This is a genomic window from Brevibacterium sp. HMSC07C04 (assembly GCF_001815905.1).
Lineage (GTDB): Bacteria > Actinomycetota > Actinomycetes > Actinomycetales > Brevibacteriaceae > Brevibacterium.
This window is the reverse complement of sequence record NZ_KV823254.1, coordinates 13,637-33,769: the sequence shown is the minus strand read 5'-3', so window position 1 is coordinate 33,769 and position 20,133 is coordinate 13,637. Positions and strand designations below refer to the sequence as shown.

The following is a 20,133-nucleotide window of genomic DNA, read 5'->3' as shown; positions in this document are numbered from 1 at the left end:
GTCACGCCTCTGAGGCGGGCCCTTCCGAAACAGCGCCCTCGGAAGCACTGCCCCTGCGCAGCGCCTCCAGGCCGTCGGCAAAGGCCCAGCGCAGCAGAGCCGTGTCCGCGGCCAGCGACACCATCCGAAAGCCCATGTCGGACCAACGGCGGGCAAGTTCGACGGTCGGGGCGAAGATGCCGGGTACCTTGCCGTGCGCGGCACACGCTTCCAGAACCTGTTCGAGGGCGCGTTCGAGCACGGGAGCGGTGAAGTTTCCGGGCACCCCCAGATTCGTCGACAGGTCGAGCGGACCGACAAACGGCACGTCGACACCGGGCAGTGCGGCGATAGCGCTGACGTCGTCCAAAGCGCCAGGGGTTTCGATCTGCGGGAGGAAGAACGTGCGGGCGTCTGCTGTGCGCTGTGCGACTTCCGCCGGTCCGCCCACGTACTGGTCTCCGGCAATTCCAAAAGCCGAACCGCGCACGCCCACAGGCGGGTACTTGGTCCACGAAGCGATCCGCTCGGCTTCTTCAGCCGATTCAACCCACGGAACCATGATGGCGTCAGCGCCCGCGTCGAGCGCTGTAGACACCAAGTGCTGGTGAGGGCCGGGAACTCGCACCACCGTCGTGATGCCCGCCTGTCGGCCCACCGCGATGGGGGCTCGCGCAGAATCCAGGCCAAGGCCCGAATGTTCGAGATCGAGCAGCACCCAGTCCGCTCCCGCCTGTTTCAGCAGGGCCGGCAGTCCGGGGCTGAAGAACTCGATCACGAAAGTGCCGAACACGGGCCGGGTCCGCGCGGTACGCAGCAACGGGTTTTCGCGTCTGGTGTCTGCTTCACTCACGGTTTTCTCCTTCGCTGGGCTCATCATCGAAATCAGCGCGGGGTTCGCCTGCGTCGCGGTCCTCCGACCGGTCCTCACCGCGAGCGGCTTCAGCCTGGCTTTCAGGGCCCGACGGGTCCGTTCCGCCTACGTCCAGCCCACCGGCGGCTTCGTCCGGGGAGGCATGCGGCGCATCGTAAGAATCATCATCCGCACTCCCCTGCCCGAAGGCTTCGGTGCGGGCGGTCACTTCGCGAGCTTCGGCGCGGGACACGGCATCGGCAAGCTCGTCACGGTACAGCTGTGCACGCCGCAGGTGACGGGTCCGGTAGCCCGCGCGGCCGATCATGTGGGCGCCGACCGGGGCGGTTGCCATCTGGAAGCACGCAATGAGCAGGCTGGTGGTGATCAGCCCGAAGCTCGGATGGGTGACCGCAACGACGATGAGCACCGAAATGAGGCCGAACACCTGCGGTTTTGATCCTGAGTGCAGGCGCGACAGCAGGTCGGGAAAGCGCATGAGCCCGGCTGCCGCGGCAATCGAGAGGACGCCGGACAGGAGGATGAGCACGCTCAGAATGATCGAAATGACGAGGCTCATGGGCGGCCCTCTTCTGTTGGGCTGGGGTCTGCTGTGCTTTCGGCCGAGGCGCCCTGGTCCGAAGCGTCTTGGCTTCTGGAGGGCTGGTCCGAGTCGGCGGGTGGGGCCAGCTGTGCCGTGTTCTCGGAGCGGGCCACGTAGCGCGACACCGCGACTGAACCGACAAAGCCGAAGAACGCCATGGCCAGCAGGATGAACTGCAGGTCAGTCCGACCGGTTACGGCCATGAACACGGCGAAAGAGCACAGCATGGTCGACAGCAGAACATCGGTGGCGATCATGCGGTCGAGGATCGCAGGGCCGCGGACGATCCGCGCAATGGCGACCGCTGCGGCAATGGAGAACAGCACAAAGGCTGCGGGCAGAACGACTGCTGCAACGCGATGATCAAACTCCATCAGGCACCGCCCTCCCTGCTGTTCTCAGCACCCTGCTTCGCTTTGAGGTCATCCATTGTGCGTCCACCCAGAACGGGTTTCTGCCCCTGGGCGATGCGTGATTCGTTGAGCACGTGGATGTCATGTTCCGAGCCGATCGCCTTGATGACGTACACCTCGATTTCCAAGGCCAGTTCGCGGGCTCGCTCAATCTGTTCGTCCGTGTTGCAGTCGAGCACGTGGAGGAAGATGACGCCGCGAGCGCGGTCAACCTCGGTGACGAATGTGCCGGGGATCAGTCCGGCGGTCTGCGCAATGACTGTGATGAGCAGGTCTGATCTGGTGTGCAGATCGACTGCGATCACACTGCCGGGAGCGGTTTTGCGCGGCCTAAGCGCAACGGCCGCCACTTCGAGAGCGCCCCGAACCAGCTGCCCGGCAAACCATGCCAGGTACACCGCGAAATACCACGGGTTGATGCGGCCGGAAAGTTCGATCGGCGGCAGGTAGAAAAGGCGCGTGACAATGACCGCGACGATAATGCCGGCGACAATGTGCACAACTGACCAGGCGTCCCACAGCATGATCCACAGAACAACCAGTCCGGTGGTCAGCAGAAGCTGCCGCAGCAGCGCCCACCGCAGAGCCTTTTTGTCGGCGATGCGCGCCGCCTTGCTCTTAGGCTCCTGCTTTCCCGGCTTCTGTTTTTTCGGCGGCTGACCGGCCGAGGTGCCGGGGCCGCTGTGCGCGGTCCCTTCCGGTTTGGGTGTGGGTCGGTTCGTCATTGCTCACCTCCCCTTTCGTGGGCACCTTCGTGCTGGTCGGAGGCTTCGGAAATGTCGTCGGAGTAGCCCGGCGGGACGGATTTGCCGTCCGGGTTCGGTGTTTCGTCCTGTCCGACTTCGAACACTGCTGACACGTAGATGCGCGGATCGATGAGGTTGGCTGCCGCGTTTTCGGCTGTCCTCCACAGCGGTCCGGCGAAAACCGTCAGCGCAATTGACACCGCGAGCATCAGCACTGCGGGCCGGGCCATGGGGCCGGGCAGCTTCTCACGGTCGGGTTCAGTCGCACCGATTGCCCGTGCGCCTTTGATCGCTTTGATCTGGCTGATGAGCTGTTCGGTTTCCGGCAGCCGTTCGGGGGCTTCGACCGGGGAGCGCCAGAACACCTGGTTCCACGTGCGGCCCATGACGTAGAGCGTCAGCAGGCTGGTGAGCGCGCCGATGGCCACGAGTGTGATGGTCAGCCAGTCTGCGTCGAAGACACCGGCGAAGAACAGGGCCACCTTGCCGATGAACCCTGACAGCGGAGGAATGCCGCCGAGGTTGAGCGCGGGTATCAGGAAGATCCACGACAGTGCTGGCGACAGGGTCATAAGACCGCCGAGTGCGCTGATCTTTGTGGTTCCGGTCCGCTGTTCGATGAGTCCGACGGCGAGGAACAGCGTGGTCTGCACAACGATGTGGTGGACGGTGTAGTACAGCGCAGCGGCCAGTCCCAATTCCGTTCCCAGGGCGACGCCGAACAGCAGGTAGCCGATGTGGGATACGAGCGTAAAAGAAAGCATTCGCTTGAGGTCGGTTTGGGCGACGGCGCCGAGGATGCCGACTATGAGCGTCAGCCCTGCGACTATGAGCAGCGGAGTGCGCAGCGACTGGCTGAAGAACAGCAGGGTTTCGGTGCGGATGATGGCGTAGATGCCGACTTTTGTCAGCAGCCCGGCGAACACCGCGGTGACCGGCGCCGGTGCCGTCGGATAGGAGTCGGGAAGCCAGAAGGACAGCGGGAAGACCGCGGCTTTGATGCCGAAGCCCAGCAGGAGCGCTATGTGGAGGAACAGCTGGACATCGTCCGGCAGCATGCTGAGTTTGACGGCCAGGTCGGCCATGTTGACGGTTCCGGTTGCCGCGTAGATGAAGCCTATGGAGCCGAGGAAGATGAGCGAGCTCAGCAGGGATACGACGATGTAGGTGGCGCCTACGCGCACGCGCTCTGGGGTCACGCCGATTGTGATGAGCACAAATGACGCCACCAGCAGCATCTCGAAGCCCACGTAGAGGTTGAAGAGATCGCCGGCTATGAACGAAGCTGCCACACCAGCGCAAAGGATGAGGTAGGCGGGATTGAACACCGACACGGGTGACTGGTCGGAGTCGTCGGTCATCTCCTGGCCGACTGCGTAGATGAACACGCTGAGGGTGACGAACATTGAGACCACCAGCATGAGCGCTGAGAGTCGGTCGACTACGAGCGCAATGCCGAACGGAAGTTCCCATCCTCCGACTGCGACCACTTGGATGCCCTGGTTGTCTGTGGCCCAGAGGAGCACACCGCTGATGCCGAGCATGGCCACCAGCGTCACGACTGTCACCAGGTTCTGCAGGCGCACGCGCATTCCCGCCAGCAGGTTGATGCCGGCTCCCAGCAGCGGCAGCACAACCGGCAGCGGAACAAGGGCTGCGAGTGTCATGAGTCCTCTCCCCTTTCCCGCTGCTGTGCCGAGGTGCCGTTTGGCTCATCGTGTGCTGTTCGCTGATCGTCTGGTTCGCCGTCGAGGTCCAGCAGTTTGACGGCCCCGGTGACGGGGAATTCCGCGTCACCGCCGAACTCGGTGTCGTCCTGTTCTTCGGAAACATCTCCCTCATCGCCCATGGTGGCGCGCGACTGCAGCCCGATGCGGATGTCTTCAAGGTCGTCGTCGAGGTTTTCGCGCCTCATGAGCCTCCAGGACCGGTAGATCATTGCAAGCATGAACGCGGTCACACCGAAGGTGATGACGATTGCGGTGAGCGTCAGTGCGTGCGGCAGGGGGTCTGACATTCCCGCCGTGGACAGGTTCTCTCCGTCTGTCAGGGGTGCGCGTCCCGGTTTTCCGGAGGTGAGCACCAGCAGGAGGTTGACGGCGTTGCCGAAGAGCACGATTCCCAGCAGCACGCGGGTCAGCGAGCGCGACAGCATGAGGTAGACGCCGCCTGCGAACATGACGCCCATGGCTGCGGCCATGATGAGAGGTACGGTCACAGCGAATCACCCCTGTGCTGGCCGGCACCGTCCAGCCGGTCGATGCGGCCCATGATGGCGTGCATGCGGGAAGTGTCGAAGCTTTCGTCAACGTCCGACAGCGCCTGGGTCAGGCGGCGTTCGTCTTCTTCCTGGTGGCGGTCCACCTGTGCGCCGAGGGTGCGGAGGATGTCGAGCATGAGTCCCAGGACGATGAGGTACACGCCGATGTCGAAGAGCGTCGAGGTGCCGAATGCGATGTCGCCCAGGGGGCCCAGCGGGATTTCCACGAACACGCTGGAGAGCACTGCATCGCCCCACAGGAGTCCGCCCAGGGCGGTCAGAGCGGCAAGCGTCATGCCCAGGCCCAGCAGAACTCCCGCATTGATGGGTGCGGCTTCTGCCAGTTCCCAGCGGCCACCGGCCAGGTAGCGCATGATGAAGGCGATGCCGGCCACCAGCCCCGCTGCGAAGCCGCCGCCGGGCAGGTTGTGACCGGCGAACAGCAGGTAGACGGAGAACACCATGACGGGGTGGAAAAGCAGCCGGACGGTGACTTCGAGGATGATTGACCGGTTGCGCGGGTTGAGCGTTCGGCCGGCCAGAAGCCAGGCGCCTCGGCTGCTGACTTCATCGGCAGCTTCCGGCGCGTTTCGGTAGTTCTGCGGGTAGCGGGACACGTCGGCGCCTTCGCTGGACACGGCGTCGTGAACCGGGTTGAAGCGCCACAGGATGCCCCGCTGGCGGCCGCGGGCGCTGTCTGCTTGCATGCGCTGCAGCGAGGCTCCCCGGTTGTTGATGAAGATGAGGCTGGCGATGCCGGTGGCGGCCACGACGACCACGGCGAGTTCGCCCAGGGTGTCCCAGGCGCGAATGTCGACGAGTGTCACGTTGACGATGTTTTTGCCGTGTCCGCCGAGCCACGCCAGAACGCCCCAGTCCGATGAGACCGGCCGTTCAGTGCGGGCGGCCATCGCCACAATCGTGCCGACTGCCATAACAGCGCCGAAGGCCACTGCCAGGGTGATGCGCACTGTCTGTTTGAGCTTCCGCTTGGGTTGTCCGCTGGACATGTCACCGGGCAGTCGACGCAGCACGAGGATGAAGACGACGAGAGTGATCGTTTCGACCAGCCCCTGGGTCAGGGCGAGGTCAGGAGCACCCTGGAAGGCGAAGAACGCCACCATCGCGTAGCCGGAGATGCTTACGACGACGACCGCGGCAAAGCGCTTCTTCATCATGAGCACGCCGATGGTTGCGGCTATCAGTGTGGCCGCAACAGCCCACTGCTGCCAGCTGTCTGCGAGGGTCAGCCGGTCGGGCCACGTGCGGTTGAGAGCGAGCGCAGCGATGAGCGATCCGACTGTCACCAGGAGGATCACCGCCTGGTAGAACGGCAGCGAACCGCGCTGTGTGCGGGCGGTGACGAACGCGGCGGTGCGTTCGAGACCTTGGATTGCACGACGGTAGCCCTCGTTGAAGTCGATTTCGGGCACGTACTTGTGCAGGCGTGCGTCTCGGCCGGAAATCCAGGCCGTCAGCGCGCCCAAGAGGATGGTCGCTGCCGACAGGCCGAGTGCTGGGTTGAAGCCGTGCCACAGGCTCAGTTCGACGAGTTCGGACTCTCCGGCAGCCGGTGGGACGAACAGCACGTAGGTCTGCAGGAGGACCTGCAGCGCACCCGGGAACAGGCCAAACGAAACGATGCCCGCTGTCAGAACAACGGTCGGCAGAATCAGGATTGGGTGGGTGTTGCCCGGTGCGACGGCTTCGACTTCGGGTTTGCTGAAGAACGCACCCCACACGAACCGCACCGCGTAGGCGAAGGTGAACACCGATCCCACAAAAATGCCGATCAGCGCGATAGTCGCCCCGGTGGAACCGTCGTCCAGCAGGGTTCCGTAGGAGGCTTCTTTTGCCACAAAGCCCAACAGCGGGGGCACTCCGGCCATGGAGGCCGCCGCGATCGTTCCGACTGCCGCAAGCAGTGGGTCTTCGCGCCCGAAGCCGGAGAGTTTGCGCAGGTCACGGGTTCCCGCCCAGTGGTCGATGATGCCGACCACCAGGAACAGCGTCGATTTGAACAGGGAGTGGGAGACCAGCATCGCCAGAGCGGCCATCGTGATGCTGGCTGTGCCGAAGCTTGCCATGACGGCAAGAAGTCCAAGCTGGGACACGGTGCCGTAGGCCAGAATGAGTTTGAGGTCGTACTGTTTGAGCGCCCGCCACGCACCCAAAAGCATGGTGCTGATGCCGACCGTCAGCAAGACGGGCTGCCAGCCGGGCATTGTCGAAAAGCCCGGCGCCAAGCGCAGGATCAGGTAGATGCCCGCTTTGACCATCGCGGCGGCGTGCAGATAGGCGCTGACGGGGGTGGGGGCGGCCATCGCGCCGGGAAGCCAGAAGTGGAAGGGCAGCAGGGCGGATTTCGCCATCGCTCCGACCAGCAGCAGAAGAACGCCCGCAATGACCATGGGGTACGTTCCGGAGTCCGGGTAGCCTGTCTGGACAATCCGGGTGAGGCTCATGGTTCCGTAGCTGGCGGCGAGGAACACAATGCCCACGAGCATTGCCAGACCGCCGAACGTGGTCACGATGAGAGCCTGCAGGGCGGAACGGCGGGACTGCACGCGCGTGTTGAAATGGCCGATCAGCAGGTAGCTGAAGACCGTGGTGCCTTCCCAGAAGATGAAGATGACCAGCAGCTCATCGGCAATCACCAGGCCGTACATCATGCCGGCAAAGGCCATGAGGACGCTGGCAAACCGGCTGAGCGACCAGTCGTCCGCTTCGAAGTAGCGCGCGCTGTAGATGAAGATGAGTGCGCCTACACCCGTGACGATGAGCGACATGATCCACGACAGAGCATCTAGTTGGAAGACGATGCTCATCCCGAGTTCGGGAAGCCACGAAAACTCCTGGCGCACAGGCGGCGCACCGGCAGCATCGAGCACCGGGGCCGAATTGAGGATCGTGTAGAGGAAGCCTGCCGCTGGAACTGCGGCGAGAATGAAGAACGCCCCGCGTTCGAAAACACGAAACAGCATCGGGGCGAGCAGGGCGGCGGCAAAGAAACTCAGAAGAATCGTCGCCATTGCGCCCCCCGGGGTTAGAAAATCAGTGAATATTTTTGCATACCCGGCTTTGCCGCGTGAGCATCACCCCTTCAGCTGGTGTTCCGCGAGCAGGAAGCCGTCGCGGTCGACCGCCGCCCCACCAGTGGCTTCGACGACCGCTGCGGCGAGGTCGCCGATGATGCTTCCGGCGGTTTTGCGAATCCGCCGGTGCGCGCGCGAAGAATCGTCGTCATCATCTGCGTGCCAGCGGATCGAGTAGGCCACCTGGGGGCCGTCGGCGAAGCGCTCCACGATTGTCGGCAGGGCGGTTTCGACGATGACGCCCAGTTCGATCAGCCCTCGCCCCTCGCCCAGATCGACGTCGAGGGAGTAGCCGTCGAGTTCTTGGTCTTCGGGAACATAGGCCGAGGTGTCGACCACCTTGCCTTCCGGCACCGCGTTTTTGATGTGGGGCATCAGGAGGTCCGAAGTGATCCAGTAAGGGGAGAACACGGTGATTGCGGGGTGAGCGCTGGGATCGGGCGCGATGATCCGCTCGTGCCCGCCGGGTTCGGCATCGTCGGCTATCCGCACAGCAGAGTGCAGGCGGCGAGCGAGCGCTATGAGCAGTTCGATGCCGCGCTCTTCTTCGCGAATCGGCAGCCCGTTCGGAAACAGCTTTTCGATTCCCTCGGAGTGGAAGAACCATTCCGGTGGAGGCTCTGGTTCGCGCTCTCGCGGACTGGACAGCGCGTAGGCCTTGCGGAAAATGGTTGGGATCTGGGCTTCTGCGGCAGCGCTGGCAGTGATCTTCAGCGGTCCGGTCAGCGTGGAGTATCGGCTGAGCGTTCGCACAGCGCCGTCGGTTTCGACACGCGGCAGCACGTTTGACAGGAGAACGTCGATGTCGCTGTCGAGAATCGTGTTGTCGACAAGCAGCAGGTGTTGGCTTCGCAGGGTCTGCGGATCAGCGACCTGGGACATCAGCGTGGGTCCTCCTGGTTCATAGGTGCGCGGTAGAAGTTCTCAAAGGACCGCGAAGCCGTGGGGCCGCGCTGTCCCATGTAGCGGTTCGCGGTTGCCGGGTCGGCTCCGTAGGGGCGCTGAGCCTGCGCGCCCAGACGGAAGAAGCACAGCTGGCCGATCTTCATGCCCGGCCACAGGGTGATGGGCAAAGTGGCGACGTTCGACAGTTCGAGGGTCACGTGGCCAGAGAACCCGGGGTCGATGAAGCCTGCGGTGGAGTGGGTGAGCAGCCCCAGGCGGCCGAGGCTCGACTTGCCTTCCAGGCGGGCCGCGATGTCGGTTGGCAGGGTCACGACTTCCAGGGTCGAGGCGAGCACAAACTCACCGGGGTGCAGCACAAAGGGCTCATTGCCGTGGGTCTCCACCAGGCGGGTCAGTTCGGGCTGTTCCTGGGATGGGTCGATGACCGAGTACTTGTGGTTGTCGAACAGCCGGAAGCTGCGATCCAAGCACACGTCGACGGAAGCCGGCTGAACCAGACTTTCATCCAGCGGGTCCAAGCGGATGCGGCCTTCGGCAAGTTCGGCCCGGATTTCGCCATCAGATAGGAGACTCACGTCACCAGGCTACATCGGCCTTATACCACGCGCATTGAGCAGATTCTTAACATCGGGGCAAAAATCGTTTACAGTTGAACCTGACCTACACCCCGCACCGATGGTGCCTTCCCCTTTCAACCTCGTTGGGCGGGTAGGTGTCGTCGCCTTGTTGGGTGTGTTCACAACACAACCGAAAGGCTAACTGTGAAGACTCTTCCCAGTCTTGTTCTTGCCCCCGCAGTGGCCGCGGTTACAGGCTTTGCAGCCGTTCCCGCTTTTGCCGCTCCCGGGGATCAGGCCCCGGATACATCAACCGGCCAGAACTCCACTCCGTCATCTGACTCTCAAACCGGCCAGGTCAGCGTCTCACTCGCGCAGAGTTCGATTCCTGCCGAGCAGATCGCCGACAGCAAACAGGGTCTGAAGTTCACCGGTACGGGCTTCACCCCCGGAGACAAGGCAACCGTCACGGTCATCGGCACCGACGGAATCTCCTACACCCCTGACACCCAGCTGGCGGTTTCGAAAGCCGGTGTGGTTAAGGGCTCCTACTTCTTCTCGACCGAGAAGGATTCGAAGGTGCCCGAAGGCAGCTACCGCCTGTTCCTCACGGACGTGAAGACGAACGAAGCCACCGAACTGGCTGCGTTCACCGTCGGCAGCAAGGCCGCGGACAAAGCCGACAAGCCTGCAGAGTCTGACCAGAAGCCGCAGCCGGAGGGCTCGGCAAAGCCGGCAGGCGCATCGAAGGCCCCCGCGGGTCAAGGCGGCGAAAAGACCGCCGAGGCAGCGAAGGCCAGCCAGGCCCAGCCGAGCGAATCCCCCTCGACTCCGGCTGGCGACAAGGCTGAGACGAAGTCGGCCAGCCCGTCCTCGCAGCCGACGCCGTCTGAGACTCCTTCGCCGACCCCCAGCCCGACGAGCAAGTCGGCACAGCCGAGCGAAACGCCTTCCCCGACTCCCAGCGAAAGCACCAAGTCGGCACAGCCCACTCCGTCCGAGACGCCCTCGGCTTCCCCGTCGCCTAAACCCAGTGAAAGCTCGACTTCCAGCGAGTCCTCGAAGCCTGCCGAAAAGGCAGACGACAAGAAGGACGACAAGGCTGAGGCAGACAAGTCCGACGACAAGAAGGCCGAAGACAGCACTCCGAAGGTCACTCAGGAACAGCTGCCCACTTCGACCGTGTCGTTCAGCTCTAAGCGCATCAAGGACTCTGACTTTGCCCTGACCAAGGAAGAAATCGCCCAAGTCAAGGTGCCCGGCAGCGCTTCGAAGAAGCAGAAGGACGCCGCTCAGAAGAAGTCAGCTGAATTTGCCAAGGCTGGCAAGGGTGCAGCCCTGACCCTGAAGAACGGTCTGCCCGGCGCCACATACACCTTCAAGGTGCAGGAACCCGGGGCTTCGAAGCCGTTTGAGCTTCAGGCCAAGACGGATGCGGCAGGCAATGCCTCGGTGTGGATCTACGCTTCAGAGAAGGCCGCCGCGGGCACCTACAAGGTGACCGTCGAAGGCAAGAAGGCCGTCGTGACCGAACAGGCTGGTGACAAGGCCGACAGCAAGAACGCCGACAAGGCATCTGAGGCCAGCAAGACCAAGCCTTCTGAGGCGCCCACCGTGAGCGCAACGGCAACCCCGTCCAGCACGCCGTCATCGACCGCCGAGGCTGCAAAGAAGGATGGCGTGGCCAAGAAGTCTGAAACCAGCACGGCCAAGCCTGACACGCCTGAAGCGGCCAAAGCCGAGTCCGGCAAGCAGCTGAACTGGGCCGAGACTACGAAACTGGCTAAGGACAAGAAGTCCGGCGTCGGGATTGAGGACAAGGCACAGGTTGCTTCTGACAAGTTCACGGTCTACGCCACACGATCTGCACCGGCACCCACAAAGGAGACCCCGGAGCAGAAGAATGCTCCGGCACAGAAGGAAGCGCAGCAGCAGGACAAGCAGGCTGCCGCTGAGAAGACCACACCCTCCGCAGCCCCGACTCCGGCCACACCCTCCGAAGCCGAGGGCATGAACAAGACGCCAGCGGCACCGGAAGCTCAAAAGCCGGCGGCTGAAGGCGACGCGGAACAGAAGCCGGCAGAAGACGCCCAGGCAGAGGACACCGTGCCGGAAGCCGAACAGACCGACCAGGCTGACCAGTCCGATCAGACTGCAGCGGTCGACTGGGGCCAGGCAGACACCTCGGGTTCGCAGCAGGGCCGCGAACTTCCCAACACCACTCCCGGTGACGACTACGCACAGTCCCAGGAGCAGTCAGGTTCGCAGATGCCGCGCACCGGCGGGGATCTCACCGGACTTGCGCTCGGTGCTGGACTCGTTGTAGTCGGTGCAGCATCGATCGTCGTGACCCGACGCAAGGTGAGCGGCGTCTGAAAACAGCGGTATCTTGAGTACATGACTGAACTTGACCTCAGCGATGTCGTGTTCTCGGGAACACCACTGACAGACGGCCCGATCGGCACCTCGGAGCGCCTCGTCATAATGGGGCAAAGCGAGGACGTGGGGACTGCCCTTCGGGCCGTCTGCACCAAAACTGAGGTCTGCGCTATGGCGGGGGAAGCCACAGCGTCAGACAGCCTCATCCGCTATGCCAAGCACCAGCTTCGCGCCCTGACCTACAGCCGTGCGGCTGCCCGGTCAGGGTTTGAGCATGTGCATACGGCAGCCCGCTTCTTCGGCATCACCGTCGACGGGCGGCGGGCAGAGGAACTCGACCCCGCGGACCGCGGTCGACTGCGCTTAGCTGTCACGATCGCAGCCGCACTTACGCGGAACAGCCCCTGGCTGGTCTTAGACCGGCCGTTCGAAGGGATCCCCACACGTGCCCGAGCAGGTATACGAGGAAGACTGCTGGACGCACTGGATCACTTCGAACTGGGGGCTGTTTTTGCTCTCGACTCGGCCGTCGATGCGGGAATCATCGGCGGCCGAACAGTCGTTTTGGAACTTGATCAGGTTGCTGATGCCGGTAATTTCGGCCAGCAGCTTCGCACTCCGCGCTCTAACCTGGCCGCGGATCTCGCCGGGGTGAATGTGTTCTCCGGTTTGGCCAGGCGCGGTTGGCTTTCCATTGGGCATTCGCAGGTTCGCGCCAAAACGGAACTGGACGGCAAGGTGTTCGTCACGATTCCCACCGGCGCTGTCCGTCTGTCCTTTGACGAATTCTCACCGATTTTCGACGGCGAGGCTGTTTTCGAAGCCCTCGTCGTAGGTCTGCACGACAAGGATTCGAAAGTGCAGATCACGCTTTCTCCATCCGATACCGAGGTGGGGCTGGCTCTGCAGTGCGACCTGTTCGACTTCAGCGCCGAAGCTGCTGAGAACACCGAGCTGGCGTGGGGTGTTCTCCACCCGGACCTGGGCGCGGACATCGCCAAGCAGAATGAGGCTGTGCGCCCCGGCACTCGCCTGTGGGTCGAAGTGGACACCGCGCAGATGCGCGCCTATCCCGTGTCAGACGCCGCACCGACCGCTGTTATGAGCGCAAAGGAATGATATGCGCAGATGGTTGAGTGCGGCTGTCGTCCTGTTTGTTCTGGCGGGCTTGAGTGTGCCGGTTTTCAATCTGACCCGCTACTCCCCCGCGACTGTTGTCAGCCGCTATCTTGGCGCTTTGGCCGATGGTGACGGCGCACGGGCCCGCGGCTTTGTCATTGGACCCGATCTGCAGAGCACTGACGGCATGACCGACGAAGTCATTGACGGCGCTCAGGGTGTGCCCACCCAGGTCAAAACGAAGGTTGAGGAGTCTGAAAAGAACACGGCAAGGGTCCGCGCGGACTATGTTCTCGGGTCGAGTCCGCACTCCACGGTGTTCACAGTCGAAAGGCTTCCGCGTTCGTGGGGCCTGTACAGCCAGTGGAGAATCCGAGTTGACGAATGGCCCACGCTGTCGGTCCGGGGTCCCCAGGCGCAGGCTGCCAACATCAACAATCAGCCCATGGAAAACGGCACGAACGCCGTTCCGGTTCTCTTTCCCCTGCAATACGGGATCGGCTTCAACCAGAAATATATGAAGGCCGACTATGAGACTGTTGACGTCGTAGAACCCGGTGAAGAGCACAGTGTCACGGTCGAGGCTCAGCCCACCCAAGCGCTGAGCGAAGAGGCTCAGGCTCAGCTGCACAAACAGCTTGCAGACTGCACAAAGCAGAAAGTGCTCATGCCGACCGGCTGCACTTTCGGCTATGAAACGAACAACACGATCCTCGGCGATGTTCAGTGGGAACTTGTGTCCGCCCCGGATGTTGAGCTTGTGAACGATTCCAGTTCGAACGGGTCGGCCTCGCTCAGCAGCGGTGAGAACACAGACGGCAAAAGTGCTGGCAGCAGCAGTCAGCAGGACCAACAGTCGGGCGGTCTGCTCATGCGCTCAGCCGAAGCGAAGTTCACAGTCTCCGGCAACTACCGCGACGCCGTCACCGGCACCGAAACCGATTTCAGCGAAGAAGTCACCGCGCTCATCTCTGCCCGCATCATCCTCACCGAGGACGGCAAGGTAGAGGTAGAACAGATCGAACCCTGAAATGACGAGGCGCCGCTCAGGCGAGCTTTTGAACTAACCCGAGTGGCGCCTCGTCCGTAGATGGCGACTTGTCAAACGATCCTGCTATGCTGAGACTGATCGACCCCCTCCCAAGCCTCTCGTGGAAGCTCAAATGGGAGGGGCCTTTATCTTTCTGGGGTGCCGCATGAAACCTTCGCTGTCGTGGGACGAGCAAGTCGCCCTTCTAGACAACCGAGGCCTCACTATCCCTGACAAGGCGGAATGCGCCCAATTCCTCGCAGCGACAAACTACTACCGGTTCTCCGGCTACGCTCGATATTTCCAGAGGGCCCCTCATCTCGGTGACGATGATTTTCGGCAGGGCTCCTCGTTCGACGAGATTCGGGCAATCTACGACGCCGACGAAGCACTGCGCGCCCGGCTGGTTATTCCTCTCGCCCGCGTTGAGCTTGTGCTCCGGTCACACGTTGCCCGCGTCATCGCCGACAATCATGGCGCCTACGGCCGGTATCTCGACGAGGACTTCTACACCGAGATCGGCGACCGCAAATCGACCGTCGAATTCTGTTTGCGCGACATCGATCGGAGCAAGGATCGTCATATCCTCCGTTATCGGGAGGCCGGCATCGACCGAGCAGACTACAGCAAACTGCCTGTGTGGTCAGCCGTCGAGGCCTGGTCGTTCGGCACCCTGTCGAAAGTGATCGAACGCGGCGGCCAAGGCACACTTGCCGATGCGGTTGCGACGAGCACCGGGATCGCCAAAGCGGGATTCGCCTACCGTGTGCGGGCAATGGTCTATCTTCGAAACCGCTGTGCGCACCACAGCCGCCTGTGGCACCATTCTGTCCTCGATGCCGGGCCGACCCCGAACAACGTGCGCAACAAGGCAAAGCGGGTAGCCGGACAGTTCGAACCCCGGTCCGTCCTCGACGTGATCGCCTCGCTCGACGATATTGCGTGCCGAACCGGAGTTGCTGACCCGCTTCTTCCGAGGCTCGTTGCCGACTACGGGCGGAATTCTGCATTCTGGCAGGGTCTGGCCAAGCCGCAGAGCCCGCGTGATCACGGTCGTGACGGGCTCTGAGTGCCCCCTGCGAAGACGGCAAGGTAGAGGTAGAGCAGATCGAACCCTGAAATGACGAGGCGCCGGTCAGGCGAGCTTCCTAACTCACCTGAGCGGCGCCTCGTCATTGAGGAGTGTGTTCAGACCCCGCGCAGGTCCAGGTCGAGGCGGTTTGGGCCGCCTTCGCGGATGACCAGCGGAATACCCCAGTCCTGCTGGTACAGGTGGCAGGCGGCGTGCAGCGGGATTTCGCCGCCCGGTTCGCCGTCGCAGGATGCCGCGCGGGCCGTCACGTGCAGAACGCCTTCGCCGTACCCCTCGGCCAGGGTGATGGTGCGTGTCTGTCCCTCCGCTCCCCCGGCGCCGTCGGCGATGAGCTCGGGTGGGGTTGATGAGATCTGCAGCCAGGTGGGGTCACCCCAGCGGTCGTCGAGCTTTTGGCCCTGCGGGACGGTGAAGTGGACTTCAACGTCGATAGCTCCCGTGCCGATTTCCGTGGGCGGCCGCTTGGTCTGTTTTTGGCCTTCATTGACTTCGAGCGCTTCGGCAGGGATTGTCACGGCGGTCAGTGAGTGGTTGGCAGATTCTGCAACCAGCAGGTAGGGGTCGCCGTCTTCCGGGGTCACCACGAGGATGTCGGAAGGTTCGCGCAGGTCACGGGCGAGTGTGGAGACTTCGTCGCTCGTGCGGTCATAGCGGCGGATGGCGCCGTTGTAGGTGTCGGCAATCGCAATCGAGCCGTCCGGCAGTTCCGCCACACCCAGCGGGTGCTGCAGGCGGGCTTCGGCTGACGGTCCGTCCTGGAAGCCGAAGTCGAACAGGCCGGTGCCCACATAGGTTTCAACCGTGCCGTTTGCCGGGTCGAGGCTGCGCAGAGCCGAGGTTTCCGAATCTGCGAGAAGCACCTTGCCTTCGGCAGTGAGAGCCAGCCCGGACGTCTGAGCGAACCACGCTTCTTCCGGTCCGCCATCGGTGAGGCCTTCGTTCATGGTGCCGGAGAACAGGCGGACGGTGGCCTTTTCCGGGTTGAACGCCCAGATGGTGTGATTGCCGGCCATCGCGATGATGACGTCGCCGGTTGCGGGCACAAACTGCACGTCCCACGGGCTGGACAGCTTGATGCCGCGGGCTGGGCCGTTATAGCGCAGTTCGGTGCTGCGACCTTCGACGGTGTTGTCTGCAGCGCCGACCATGTACTGTTCGCCGGTGCCCGCGACGGTTGTCACTTCGCCGGTGTCCAGGTTCAGGCCGCGCAGGGCGTGGTTGACGGTGTCGGCGACAACCACGTGGTAGCCGACTTTGGCGGCCAGTTCTGGGCTGAGCTCAGCCATGCCGCCGGGCTCGGAAAAGCGCGCTTGGGCGGTTTCAGTGTTGGCTGCGTCTGTTGAGACGCCTGTCGAGGTGGCAGAGGCAAGCGCCGGGCCGCCAGCGAATCCGCGTTCTTTGGCCCCGAAGCGGCGCAGTTTTGTCACACCGTCAGGGGCGTATTCGACAAGGCTGTGGTGGCCGGAATCGCCGACGAGGATATTGCCTTCGTGCCCGGCGGTTTCCAGGCGGATGAGTTTGCCGGGGTAGAACAGTTCACCTTCGCGCGGCTCCGGTGCCACGTAAGGGTCGTCGCCGGAGCGCAGGGTGCCCTTGACGCGGTGTTCTTCGACGAGGTCTTCGATGAGGCTGGTGATGCCCTTCGAGTGGCCTTCACCGGACATCTTCGCCACCAGGTAACCCTCGGGGTCGATGAGCGCCAGTGTGGGCCATGCCCGGGCGGTGTAGGCCTGCCAGGTGACGAGGTCGGGGTCGTCAAGCACGATGTGCTCCACCTGGTAGCGCTCGACCGCCTGGTCGACGGCTTCCACGGTGCGCTCGAATTCGAACTTCGGTGAGTGCACGCCGATGACCACGAGTTCGTCGTGGTACTTTTCTTCGATTTCGCGCAGTTCATCCAGCACGTGCAGGCAGTTGATGCAACAGAACGTCCAGAAGTCCAGCAGAACAATTTTGCCGCGCAGATCCTGCAGTGAAAGGTCTTTGCCGCCGGTGTTGATCCAACGCCGCCCCACGAGTTCGGGTGCGCGCAGACGGGGTGAAGAAAGGTCAGTCATAGCGTTCATTGTTCCAAAAAACGCCACAGCCGAGTGCAGCTGACCCGCTAGGCAAGACGCGCCGCCTGGTACGAGGTGAATCGGCACTTGCTCGACCTATGGCGCCAGTGAAGCTCGTTGTCGATTGTGACTATCAGCTCACCACCATTTTGGTGCTATGCTTTCTACCATCATGATCAGCCCGTAGTCGCAAGGCGCGGGTTGATTTTCTTTTGCAGGAGACGCGCAGGAGTGCACAAAGGAGTGGCTGCTGTCTTACCGATCAGTGCGGGGTGATGCGGCCTTCTTCGGGTGGGCCCAGGTGGGCGTGTTCGTTGAACGTGATGAGCCTGTGTCCGTCCGTCTGGCCCAGTGAGGCGTTGACGAATTCGCTGTTGAACAGCACCACCTGCTCGATTTCGCGAACAGCCCGCGCCGCGTCTGCCGTTTCTGGAGCTGACAGCGCAGACCCACCGGCGGAGCCGCGACCAGACCCACCACTTTGACGGCCTGCCACAGTGTCCAGTGGGATGCCCGCGCCGAAGTCGAGAAACGCTGCGGGCCCTGTTTCTTGGGTGAAGTCGTGCCCTTCCAGGCCGAAGTCCAGAATCCCGGTGGTGGAAGATTCAGCCGATGGCGCTTCGAGAGCGTGTCCTGCAAAAACCTCCGGCCTGCCCGCCATGAGCCAGGCGAAGATCACCGCGGACACACCCCCCGGAGCTGACGATCAGCCCATCGCGACCTTCGGGCAACCGGTCAACGAACTCCCGGTACGCGGCAATGACCCGACGCATAAATGGCGGGAAGTCCGACTGCGCGTCAGCCATCCACAGGGCCATTGCACGATCCAGCCGTCCGGCCTCGCCCGGCTTCATGTCCGGGGTGTAGTCGGCCATGACGCGCCGGTGATCGTATTCGTTGAACCGCTCGTCACGAAGAACCTCGGCACCGGCGCCCTCAGCAGCACTGCCTGCCTCGCCGTCACCCTCAGCATTGGCGCCGAAGATGATCTGCGCCGTGTCGATCTGCCGTTTGAGTGTGCCGGTGACCACCACGGGTTCGCGCAGCTTCAGCGCGGAAAGCGCGCTGCCCAACAGCCGGGCCTGCTGACGGCCCAGATCAGACAGAACGTCATAGTCTTCAGCGTGCGCGGATGCTTGCCCGTGGCGGGCCAGAACAATGCGAGCCATGTGGGCTATCAGATGTCGCGGGCTACGAGTTCGTCGAGGCTTGCAGTCGACAGCAGGTAGGGCGCAACTTCGAGTACCGTGACGGCACCCGTGCGGCCTTCGCGGGCCATGCGGACTGCGGCACGGCCGTAGGCCAGCTGCGCGGCAGCGGTGAAGTCGGGGTTGCGCTCAAGTTCGAGGGTGAACTCGACGGAGTGGTGCGTGCCGCCGAGGTCGCCCGAGGTGATGACGTGGCCACCGTGGGGCATGCCCTGGTGTTCACGGTCGAAGACTTCTTGGCTGACGAACTCGACGGTCGTTTCGTAGGGTTCGAAGTAGTCGGGCATCGACACGATTTCCTGGCGGATGCGCTCCTGGTCGGCTTCGTCTGCTACGGCTACGACGCGGCGGCGGTGGGCATTCGCACCGGTGATCTCCTCACCGCGGCCTTCTTTTGCCGCCTGCATGGCTTCTTCTTTTGGCAGGGTGTACTGCACGCCGGCTTTGACACCTTCAACCCGGCGCACGGCATCGGAGTGTCCCTGCGACAGTCCCGGACCCCAGAAGGTGTTCTGCTGGGCGTTGGGGAACAGGGCTTCACCGATGGTGCGGTTGATGGAGAACATGCCGGGGTCCCAGCCGGTGGAAATCATGGCGATGTTGCCCCCGGCCTTTGCTGCGGCGTCCATCTTTTCGCGATGGGCGGGGATGAGGTGGTGGTTGTCGTAGGTGTCGACCGTAGTGAAGTTCTCGGCAAACGACGCAGCCTGCTGGGGCATATCGGTGGCCGAGCCCAGGCACAGGAACAGCAGGTCGACTTTGTCTTTGTGCTCGGCGGCCTCTGTGACGGGGTAGACGGCAGCGTCGGTCTCAAGTGAGTCGCGGCGGGAGAAGATTCCGTAGAGCTCCATGTCCGGCTGCTCGGCTATCAGCTTTTCAACGCTCTTGCCGAGGTTGCCGTAGCCGACGATTGCGGCACTGATCTTCTGAGTCATCGTTTCACTCCTTCGCGCCTTGTGCGCATAGATTCTGAAACGGCTTGTTGCCCGCTCCGGGTGATTATTTTACGTCGTCAGCGGTGTCCGCGGCCTCAGCAGAACCGGCAGCTTCGCGAGCGGCTTTTTCCTTCTTGAGGGCGCGGCGTTCGCGGATGACTTCGATGGCCACGGGGATGAGCGACAGGCCGATGATGACGATGACCCACAGGTCCACGTGGTCGCGGATGATGGCGAAGGTGCCCAGGTAGTAGCCGGCCAGCGGCAGGACAAAGCCCCACGTGAGCCCACCGGCGACGTTCCAGAAGATGAATTTGCGGTACTTGTAGTGCGCAACGCCCGCGGCCAGCGGAACGTAGGTCCGCACGATCGGCACGAAGCGAGCCAGAAACAGCGATTTCCCACCGTGTTTGACGAAGAACTCTTCTGCTTGGCGCAGGTGTGCGGTCGACAGGACGCGCGCGTCGTCCTTGAAGAACCTGCGGCCGAACCTGTAGCCGAGGAAGTATCCGACTTGGTCACCACAGATGGCGGCAGCCCAGATGACGGGAATCAGCAGCCACAGGGGAACGCCCATTGCCGGGGACATGAGGCCTGCTACGAACAGCAGCGAGTCGCCGGGCAGGAATGGGAACAGGACTCCGGATTCGATGAAGACAATGAGCGCCACGACCGCGAGCATCCACGGGCCGGCTGATTCGATGATCTTCTGCGGGTCGAGGAACGCCGGGGCGGCGATGATGTCAGCCGTCCCTGCTGAGGCGGCGGCAAGGGTGTCGAGCATGGGTTTCCTTCTGTGTGGTTCCCCAATACTATGCCGTGTTTTTCTGTGTGATTGCCGCACGGTCCGGTGTGGTTCTCGCCTCGTTCGGCGTGGGCCCGCTCTGCAGCGCGGGCTG

Annotated in this window: 18 protein-coding genes; 4 read left to right on the top strand and 14 right to left on the bottom strand. The window is 63.0% G+C overall.

The window, feature by feature from the left end; translation table 11 throughout:
- Window position 1: 1 nt before the first annotated feature.
- The 9 genes from HMPREF3162_RS04960 to dcd form a co-directional block, all read right to left on the bottom strand.
- Window positions 2–832, bottom strand: coding sequence for an HpcH/HpaI aldolase family protein (locus tag HMPREF3162_RS04960; protein ID WP_176747337.1), 831 nt, complete (start codon window positions 830–832; stop codon window positions 2–4).
- Window positions 825–1,412 (bottom strand): monovalent cation/H(+) antiporter subunit G, encoded by a 588-nt coding sequence (gene mnhG, locus HMPREF3162_RS04955; protein ID WP_070777102.1) that lies wholly within the window; start codon window positions 1,410–1,412, stop codon window positions 825–827. The genes HMPREF3162_RS04960 and mnhG overlap by 8 nt, the downstream gene beginning before the upstream one ends.
- On the bottom strand, window positions 1,409–1,810 hold the full coding sequence (locus HMPREF3162_RS04950; RefSeq protein ID WP_070777101.1) for an MrpF/PhaF family protein: 402 nt from the start codon (window positions 1,808–1,810) through the stop codon (window positions 1,409–1,411). The genes mnhG and HMPREF3162_RS04950 overlap by 4 nt, the downstream gene beginning before the upstream one ends.
- On the bottom strand, window positions 1,810–2,574 hold the full coding sequence (locus HMPREF3162_RS04945; RefSeq protein ID WP_083318912.1) for a Na+/H+ antiporter subunit E: 765 nt from the start codon (window positions 2,572–2,574) through the stop codon (window positions 1,810–1,812). Before HMPREF3162_RS04945 ends, HMPREF3162_RS04950 begins: the two co-directional genes overlap by 1 nt.
- The gene (locus HMPREF3162_RS04940) at window positions 2,571–4,262 is read right to left on the bottom strand and encodes a Na+/H+ antiporter subunit D (RefSeq protein WP_070575462.1); all 1,692 of its coding nucleotides are present in this window, start codon (window positions 4,260–4,262) and stop codon (window positions 2,571–2,573) included. The genes HMPREF3162_RS04945 and HMPREF3162_RS04940 overlap by 4 nt, the downstream gene beginning before the upstream one ends.
- Window positions 4,259–4,813, bottom strand: a complete 555-nt coding sequence (locus tag HMPREF3162_RS04935; RefSeq protein WP_070575459.1) for a Na(+)/H(+) antiporter subunit C — start codon at window positions 4,811–4,813, stop codon at window positions 4,259–4,261. The genes HMPREF3162_RS04940 and HMPREF3162_RS04935 overlap by 4 nt, the downstream gene beginning before the upstream one ends.
- Complete coding sequence (locus HMPREF3162_RS04930) at window positions 4,810–7,887, bottom strand: Na+/H+ antiporter subunit A (protein WP_070777100.1); 3,078 nt, start codon at window positions 7,885–7,887, stop codon at window positions 4,810–4,812. The genes HMPREF3162_RS04935 and HMPREF3162_RS04930 overlap by 4 nt, the downstream gene beginning before the upstream one ends.
- Window positions 7,888–7,950: 63 nt before the next feature.
- Window positions 7,951–8,832 (bottom strand): hypothetical protein, encoded by an 882-nt coding sequence (locus tag HMPREF3162_RS04925; protein ID WP_070777099.1) that lies wholly within the window; start codon window positions 8,830–8,832, stop codon window positions 7,951–7,953.
- A complete protein-coding gene (gene dcd, locus HMPREF3162_RS04920) occupies window positions 8,832–9,431 on the bottom strand; it encodes a dCTP deaminase (protein WP_070575450.1) in 600 nt (199 codons plus the stop codon). The genes HMPREF3162_RS04925 and dcd overlap by 1 nt, the downstream gene beginning before the upstream one ends.
- 186 nt (window positions 9,432–9,617) lie before the next feature.
- Here dcd and HMPREF3162_RS04915 point away from each other — a divergent pair, with 186 nt between their 5' ends.
- From HMPREF3162_RS04915 to HMPREF3162_RS04900, 4 genes are all read left to right on the top strand, one after another.
- Window positions 9,618–11,789 carry a hypothetical protein gene (locus HMPREF3162_RS04915; protein ID WP_070777098.1) on the top strand — a complete coding sequence of 724 codons (2,172 nt, stop codon included), beginning with the start codon at window positions 9,618–9,620 and terminating at the stop codon, window positions 11,787–11,789.
- Between the two features lie 21 nt (window positions 11,790–11,810).
- Window positions 11,811–12,911: a hypothetical protein gene (locus tag HMPREF3162_RS04910; protein WP_070777097.1), complete on the top strand. Its 1,101-nt coding sequence runs from the start codon at window positions 11,811–11,813 to the stop codon at window positions 12,909–12,911.
- Between the two features lies 1 nt (window position 12,912).
- Window positions 12,913–13,941, top strand: a complete 1,029-nt coding sequence (locus HMPREF3162_RS04905) for a hypothetical protein (RefSeq protein WP_070777096.1) — start codon at window positions 12,913–12,915, stop codon at window positions 13,939–13,941.
- Window positions 13,942–14,107: 166 nt separating this feature from the next.
- Window positions 14,108–15,010, top strand: coding sequence for an Abi family protein (locus HMPREF3162_RS04900; protein ID WP_070777095.1), 903 nt, complete (start codon window positions 14,108–14,110; stop codon window positions 15,008–15,010).
- Window positions 15,011–15,129: 119 nt separating this feature from the next.
- Here the strand turns inward: HMPREF3162_RS04900 and HMPREF3162_RS04895 are convergent, their stop codons facing one another.
- The 5 genes from HMPREF3162_RS04895 to HMPREF3162_RS04875 form a co-directional block, all read right to left on the bottom strand.
- Complete coding sequence (locus tag HMPREF3162_RS04895; RefSeq protein WP_070777094.1) at window positions 15,130–17,091, bottom strand: NHL domain-containing thioredoxin family protein; 1,962 nt, start codon at window positions 17,089–17,091, stop codon at window positions 15,130–15,132.
- Window positions 17,092–17,353: 262 nt separating this feature from the next.
- Window positions 17,354–17,752, bottom strand: a complete 399-nt coding sequence (locus HMPREF3162_RS04890; RefSeq protein ID WP_070777093.1) for a hypothetical protein — start codon at window positions 17,750–17,752, stop codon at window positions 17,354–17,356.
- Window positions 17,697–18,260, bottom strand: coding sequence for a histidine phosphatase family protein (locus tag HMPREF3162_RS04885; protein WP_070777092.1), 564 nt, complete (start codon window positions 18,258–18,260; stop codon window positions 17,697–17,699). The genes HMPREF3162_RS04890 and HMPREF3162_RS04885 overlap by 56 nt, the downstream gene beginning before the upstream one ends.
- Before the next feature lie 8 nt (window positions 18,261–18,268).
- Window positions 18,269–19,234 (bottom strand): diaminopimelate dehydrogenase, encoded by a 966-nt coding sequence (locus HMPREF3162_RS04880; RefSeq protein WP_070777091.1) that lies wholly within the window; start codon window positions 19,232–19,234, stop codon window positions 18,269–18,271.
- 64 nt (window positions 19,235–19,298) lie between these two features.
- Entirely contained in the window at window positions 19,299–20,018 is a 720-nt protein-coding gene (locus HMPREF3162_RS04875) for a DedA family protein (protein ID WP_070777090.1), read from the bottom strand.
- Window positions 20,019–20,133: the final 115 nt, after the last annotated feature.